Here is a 6,560-nt window from a genome sequence, read left to right on the forward strand (position 1 = left end):
CCGCGTCGCCCATCGCGTAACGCTGGTTGTTGCCGCCCTTGCGCGCGTCCGGCAGCTCGTCCAGCGCTCGGCGGATCCTCGTCACCACCGTTGCCGCCGTGAACCGCTGCGTAGTGGGCTCGGGCTTGGACTCCGGCTTGGGCTCGGGCTTGGGCCTCAGGACCATCGGACTCTCCAGTAACTTGTGAAGAGTCCTTCATAACATCATGCTTTTAAATTTGGAACTGCTGATTCGCCATCTCCCCGGCCAATTGGCCGGGGCCTCATTGAAGCTTGCTGTGCGGGGCAATGCCGCTGCCGTTGCTGGTGATCTCCCCGGCCAATTGGCCGGGGCCTCATTGAAGCGCTTCAAATTCGCCGATCTGATCCAGGCGATCCACCATCTCCCCGGCCAATTGGCCGGGGCCTCATTGAAGCGTAGCGGAGGGCGAAAAGCGGCTGACGCAGGAAATGGATCTCCCCGGCCAATTGGCCGGGGCCTCATTGAAGCGTTAAAAAAGAACGTAGAAGCGACTAGCCCAACTGATCTCCCCGGCCAATTGGCCGGGGCCTCATTGAAGCCTCCTTGGCAATCAGCTGCCCCAGTCGCGCGCCCAAATCTCCCCGGCCAATTGGCCGGGGCCTCATTGAAGCTTGCTCTGGACCGGGTGCCGCAACAGCGAGGCCATCATCTCCCCGGCCAATTGGCCGGGGCCTCATTGAAGCATGATTTAGGCTCCTTTTGTGGTTGGGCGGCTTGGTCGATCTCCCCGGCCAATTGGCCGGGGCCTCATTGAAGCTTCTTATGTTCTATAAGCCCGACTATCTTCCGGTAAATCTCCCCGGCCAATTGGCCGGGGCCTCATTGAAGCAGGATCGCGAGCACGGGCGCCGACAGCGGGACCACGTGTATCTCCCCGGCCAATTGGCCGGGGCCTCATTGAAGCGCTAGCTGCCGGCACCGCATCTGCGCAGTAGGGGCTGATCTCCCCGGCCAATTGGCCGGGGCCTCATTGAAGCTCCAGGTACACTCTAGTGATATGCGTGCGGTCAAAAATCTCCCCGGCCAATTGGCCGGGGCCTCATTGAAGCGACGGATGCCCCGGGCGACTACCGGATGCGCTTTGATCTCCCCGGCCAATTGGCCGGGGCCTCATTGAAGCATGTGGACCTGGGGCCGCCAGGACGGGCGCATCAGCCATCTCCCCGGCCAATTGGCCGGGGCCTCATTGAAGCCGGTGCCGACGGAGCGCCCCGGCGACCAGGCGGGGACCATCTCCCCGGCCAATTGGCCGGGGCCTCATTGAAGCTAGAAGTCCTCCTCGCGCAGCATCTGCTGCCGCCCGCATCTCCCCGGCCAATTGGCCGGGGCCTCATTGAAGCAGGGCGGTGCGCGCGGCGCCGCCGGATTGCGCCAGTATCTCCCCGGCCAATTGGCCGGGGCCTCATTGAAGCAGCCTGGACCTAGACGCAGAGTATTACGAGGGACTATCTCCCCGGCCAATTGGCCGGGGCCTCATTGAAGCATAAGCGATAACCGCGCCATGTCACTAATCCTGCACCATCTCCCCGGCCAATTGGCCGGGGCCTCATTGAAGCAGAGCATGATCACGGAGGATACTTGGCAGATCAACGAATCTCCCCGGCCAATTGGCCGGGGCCTCATTGAAGCGAGCTCTTCAGCCCGCGCGAACCCGCCGACAACGAATCTCCCCGGCCAATTGGCCGGGGCCTCATTGAAGCGTGACGCTGTGACGGCGGCCGTGCTAGACACCCTGGATCTCCCCGGCCAATTGGCCGGGGCCTCATTGAAGCCATACTCAAGCGTCTCGGCAGAGACTAGCCAGCCCATATCTCCCCGGCCAATTGGCCGGGGCCTCATTGAAGCATATACAACAGGGCCAAGGTGTCTTCTGACAACCCATCTCCCCGGCCAATTGGCCGGGGCCTCATTGAAGCGTCAAATCCTAAATCCTAAATCTGTGCCGTTTCGCAAATCTCCCCGGCCAATTGGCCGGGGCCTCATTGAAGCCCATCACCCTGCACCTGCGAGGCTGAGCTGTGCCCATCTCCCCGGCCAATTGGCCGGGGCCTCATTGAAGCCGCCCGGTCGGCGTATTCTTGCGTACGCGGCCCCCATCTCCCCGGCCAATTGGCCGGGGCCTCATTGAAGCGCAGTGCTGCGGGGTCTGTTGCTAGGGGTGCGCTCGCATCTCCCCGGCCAATTGGCCGGGGCCTCATTGAAGCAGACTTCAAAACATTGGCAATCTTTTGTGCTAGATATCTCCCCGGCCAATTGGCCGGGGCCTCATTGAAGCTTTGAGGGCCGCGCGTACCGGGATTGGCGCAAGGCGCAGATCTCCCCGGCCAATTGGCCGGGGCCTCATTGAAGCGTCGAATCGGGTTGCGGTCATGCTCATGCTGCGTCTCATCTCCCCGGCCAATTGGCCGGGGCCTCATTGAAGCCCGTCCACACTCACCGTGCCGTCCGGCGCTACCGTGGCATCTCCCCGGCCAATTGGCCGGGGCCTCATTGAAGCGCGCCGCCGCAGCGCAAGGTGCAGTGGGCCAAGCTGATCTCCCCGGCCAATTGGCCGGGGCCTCATTGAAGCGGACATCAAAGCGGAACATGACGAGTTCGACGCGCTATCTCCCCGGCCAATTGGCCGGGGCCTCATTGAAGCAGCGCATCCCATGTCAGTGGCGCGGCGCAGCTCATCATCTCCCCGGCCAATTGGCCGGGGCCTCATTGAAGCAGGTTGCTGGCGCTGCCGGCGCTGGCCAGTTGCAGTAGATCTCCCCGGCCAATTGGCCGGGGCCTCATTGAAGCTTGGCCGCCAACCCGGCCCGCGAGAGCGACATCCGCATCTCCCCGGCCAATTGGCCGGGGCCTCATTGAAGCTGTTGCCGGGGTTGTGTTGCCGGGTTGGAGGGTTGTGATCTCCCCGGCCAATTGGCCGGGGCCTCATTGAAGCGAGCAAAGGTGCCCTGTGGGGTAGCACCGGGTAACGTATCTCCCCGGCCAATTGGCCGGGGCCTCATTGAAGCGGTCACAGCCGCTCTAGCGACTGCTGCATGTGCTGATCTCCCCGGCCAATTGGCCGGGGCCTCATTGAAGCTAGACACACCTGATCCCACAGCACAATACCCAGATGCCATCTCCCCGCCCAATTGGCCGGGGCCTCATTGAAGCTGCACGACGTTGATGCGCGATTCGAGCGAGTCATGCAATCTCCCCGGCCAATTGGCCGGGGCCTCATTGAAGCCACCGAATGGCGTCGGTGAGGAATTCCTCGGTGTCAATCTCCCCGGCCAATTGGCCGGGGCCTCATTGAAGCCACCGAATGGCGTCGGTGAGGAATTCCTCGGTGTCAATCTCCCCGGCCAATTGGCCGGGGCCTCATTGAAGCCGACAGCTCGTGCTCGCTCCACTGCGGTGCAGCGTGCGATCTCCCCGGCCAATTGGCCGGGGCCTCATTGAAGCACGCGCTCACGGTCGAGCTTCAGCTCGTTGATGCGGGCCATCTCCCCGGCCAATTGGCCGGGGCCTCATTGAAGCTACAACCGGCGCCGGCCTGACTCCCACACTGAGAGCAATCTCCCCGGCCAATTGGCCTCATTGAAGCCCGAGCGTGCTTTATCGCATCGTGTGTCGTGCTGGGCCTTGATCATAACTCCGACCACTTCCAGCGCCGATCTCCGGCGCTTCAGACTAAGTGTCTGATTTGATGGGCTTAGCAGCAGCATAACCATCCGCGACGCTGGATTCTGGACGGACTTATGATCAAGGCCTCGTGCTGATCAAGCGGCCTGGGATAGCACCTTGTTCAGCTCATGCCAGAAGATCGCGGTCTGCTCAGGCTTCTGATCAAAAAAGTCCTCGAAAAACCCAGGCGCATTTAAGGCGGCGGGATAGGCATACCGCTCACCGTCATCGCCGAGCTCGGTGAGCCAATCAGCTGGTTGTTGACTGTCGATCACCTCGAACAAGGCGGCTGGATACAGATAGGGCTTGCCGGAATCATTGAGTATCCGAAGATCGTCGGCCTCAATGCCAATCACGAAGTAAGGCTGATTCGCGGACAGATCTGGATAGTCGGGCTGCGTTGTGGTTAGACGAACAATCATCGCAATCAGAGCCTCTTCATCTTTGTTTCAAATCGACCCAAGCCTTGGTGTTCGTACCAGCGGTACTCACAGGTCTCGCCCTGATCCTCGAACGGAGGGCTGCTCTTCTTGACCCACTTTGACGCCACCCCTCCGTAGGTCGCGACGAGCCGATCCACGTCGCGGATGCGCCGGCCTTTTGCGATGACACGCGAGGCCGAGATCAACGCCTTGGTCAGCGGTTCAGACACACCGATTCACAGCGACTTGACCTCGGTGACCAGCGAAAGCTGGCGGAAGATCTGTTCGACGTTGATCTTGACCGCATCCGAGACGAAACCGTTGTCGCGGAAGAGCACGCGCAGGGGCTCATGGCCGGCCAGTTCCTTGACCAGATCCTCGGTCACGCCGCGCTCGAAGCAGGCGACCAAGGCGTTATCATCGACGAAGAACACCGTCTTGCCGGCCGCGCTTGGGGATGAAGAACTCGCGCGGTTCTTTGCGCAGGCGATCAGTGGCCTCGGCGGCGACGAAGGTGGGCGCGGTGAAGATGAACTGCAGGCTGTCGATCTTGGACAGCTCGGTCTTCAGCGCTTCAAAGGCGTAGAGCGAGAAGCAGGAAGCGGCGATCTTGAGCCGCGCGCCCGGCTGCAGTGTTTCCTTGAGGTCGTCACCGAGCAGGCTGTTGGTGTTGTCGAGGAGCTTCATGCTCGGCACCTCAATAAAGAAACAATCGAACGCGGCCCACAATCCTTTCGCGGGCCGTTCTGCGATTTGAATCTACGCCTGCCATTCAAATGGGTCGGCCGTTCTCGTTGCGACCTTGAACTGTTGCAGAGGCGGCGCTCGGGCTGGCACAGCCGGACGCTGCGGCCGGTTCTGTCGGTCACAGGGGGACCCCTTTGCACCGCGCGCCCGGTCTAGGCGGGCGCGCTGCGCCAACGCGCGAGCGATGCATGGCGCTACCCGCCGGCCGGCGCTGGTGCATGACCAGCTGCCGGCACGGCGAACCTGGCTTCATCAGTCCCGCAGTCATCCCTTCTCCGCCTCTCCAACCCAGTCGGGCCGCCACAGACGCGACCGGCACTTCAAATTGCGAACTAGTCGCGCGCGCGACGGCAATAGCGGCGGCACACCGCCGCCGTCTGCCGGGCGCCCCGCCGTGTACCGCAATACCATCACCTCCAACATATGCGCCAAGCTGCGGTGCTCGCGCTCGGCCGCCGCCCGCACGCCGCCTTCACCGCCGGCGCGATGCGGCAGGTCAAGGTTTCGGTCTTGGTGGCTGGCATCGGGGTCCGACCCTTTGTCTATACTGCGTGTGTGCGGCAAACGTAACCCACAGCGCGCTGTCAGGGAAACCCTGGTCGTGCGCCAAGTCAAGAATAGGTCGCAGACAGTTCGAACGGACAGGGAAACACCATGCGCACAGCCCTCTCTTCGGCGCGGCCGCAGCCGCACTCGCCCTCGCCTGCCCCGCCTTAGCCGGTTTGCACAAATTCGTGTACGCCAACGGCAAGGTCAGCTACCCGCAGACGGTGTGGCCGGGCAGTGACCCGGGTTAGCACCCGACTGTGACCAACCACGACGACACCAGCCGCGCGGCCGCCTTCGCCCACTGCCGCCGCCTGCTGCGCGACTTCGGCGGAGCCGTGCCCTGGACTGCTATCCAGCCCGGCTTCGAGCTAAACGGTGAGCGCATCCACCTCGGCAGCACGCCGCGCGGCATCCACCGCCCGCAGCAGATGCACCGGGGCGTCCTCGGCATCAAGACTACCAAGCCGAAGGCCGGCCGCACCGCCCGCTACGACGACGCCATCAGCGACGACGGCTACTTCTCCTACGCCTTCCAGGGCAGCGACCCAGGCAGCCGCGACTTGCGCCTCGTTGTGTCTTGCTGACCTGTTTACGATCAGCCAGGCGGGACGCACCCTGAGGGTCGTTCAACGACCGTTTCCAGGATGGTGGACGATGCTTCGCTTACCCACGCGAAGTCCGGCGGATACCCGAGTGACAAAGGTAACTATCAGCGTCTCCAGTCATGCAGCGCCGTCTTCTTGCCGGGGGAGCGCGCCAGCGCTTCGTACATGGCTGTGGGGTTATCCGGGCGCGCGGAATACCGTGTCAAGCGACACCAGGAACTGATCCCCTGGCGACACGAAGAATTGACCCCCTGGGTTTGCGTAGGGTTGGCGCGTGCGACCCGCGGGCATGGCTCCGCGTTTGGCCATGCAGCCGTTCGCACCCTCGGGTGCGCAGGACCAGCGCAAAGGGGTTCGTCCGCGTGGGTCTTGGGACCGGTCAGGCGCAGCGGCTCGCGCAGCAGCTGCGGGCAGCGCAAAGGGGTTCCTGATTAGCAAGGACCTTCCGCTGGGGCTCACGGGTTGAGCCACCGGCGGGCGCACACTGAAGTCAGGTTCTGCAAGAGGGTGTGTGCCATGGCTATGAATCGAATCCAGTTTCAGCCGGGGATG

The 6,560-nt window shown here is 62.9% G+C and carries 5 protein-coding genes and 1 CRISPR repeat array; of the genes, 1 reads left to right on the forward strand and 4 read right to left on the reverse strand.

The genetic code is table 11. The features are described from left to right. Positions 1 to 237 precede the first annotated feature (237 nt). Positions 238 to 3,538: direct repeats of the CRISPR family, unit length 36 nt; unit sequence ATCTCCCCGGCCAATTGGCCGGGGCCTCATTGAAGC. A gap of 242 nt (positions 3,539 to 3,780) precedes the next feature. Genes CKO31_RS24990 through CKO31_RS25005 form a run of 4 tightly spaced genes read right to left on the reverse strand, consistent with a single transcriptional unit; the run spans position 3,781 to position 4,794 of the window. Beyond that, positions 3,781 to 4,107 carry a hypothetical protein gene (locus tag CKO31_RS24990; protein WP_200243300.1) on the reverse strand — a complete coding sequence of 109 codons (327 nt, stop codon included), beginning with the start codon at positions 4,105 to 4,107 and terminating at the stop codon, positions 3,781 to 3,783. A 5-nt stretch (positions 4,108 to 4,112) separates the two neighbouring features. Then, positions 4,113 to 4,337, reverse strand: coding sequence for a hypothetical protein (locus CKO31_RS24995; protein ID WP_200243301.1), 225 nt, complete (start codon positions 4,335 to 4,337; stop codon positions 4,113 to 4,115). 6 nt (positions 4,338 to 4,343) lie between these two features. Next, the gene (locus CKO31_RS25000) at positions 4,344 to 4,541 is read right to left on the reverse strand and encodes a hypothetical protein (RefSeq protein ID WP_242475680.1); all 198 of its coding nucleotides are present in this window, start codon (positions 4,539 to 4,541) and stop codon (positions 4,344 to 4,346) included. Continuing rightward, a complete protein-coding gene (locus CKO31_RS25005; protein WP_242475682.1) occupies positions 4,525 to 4,794 on the reverse strand; it encodes a phospholipase D-like domain-containing protein in 270 nt (89 codons plus the stop codon). The genes CKO31_RS25000 and CKO31_RS25005 overlap by 17 nt, the downstream gene beginning before the upstream one ends. A gap of 866 nt (positions 4,795 to 5,660) precedes the next feature. On the opposite strand from CKO31_RS25005, the gene CKO31_RS25010 reads away from it, so the two are divergent. Then, entirely contained in the window at positions 5,661 to 5,987 is a 327-nt protein-coding gene (locus CKO31_RS25010) for a hypothetical protein (RefSeq protein ID WP_200243303.1), read from the forward strand. Positions 5,988 to 6,560 lie beyond the last annotated feature (573 nt).

The organism is Thiohalocapsa halophila, from assembly GCF_016583825.1.
Taxonomy (GTDB): domain Bacteria; phylum Pseudomonadota; class Gammaproteobacteria; order Chromatiales; family Chromatiaceae; genus Thiohalocapsa; species Thiohalocapsa halophila.

Excerpts from the sequence above, each read along its gene's own strand:
- CKO31_RS25005 (WP_242475682.1), bottom strand. The coding sequence starts at position 4,794 with ATGAAGCTCCTCGACAACACCAACAGCCTGCTCGGTGACGACCTCAAG.
- CKO31_RS24990 (WP_200243300.1), bottom strand. The coding sequence starts at position 4,107 with ATGATTGTTCGTCTAACCACAACGCAGCCCGACTATCCAGATCTGTCC.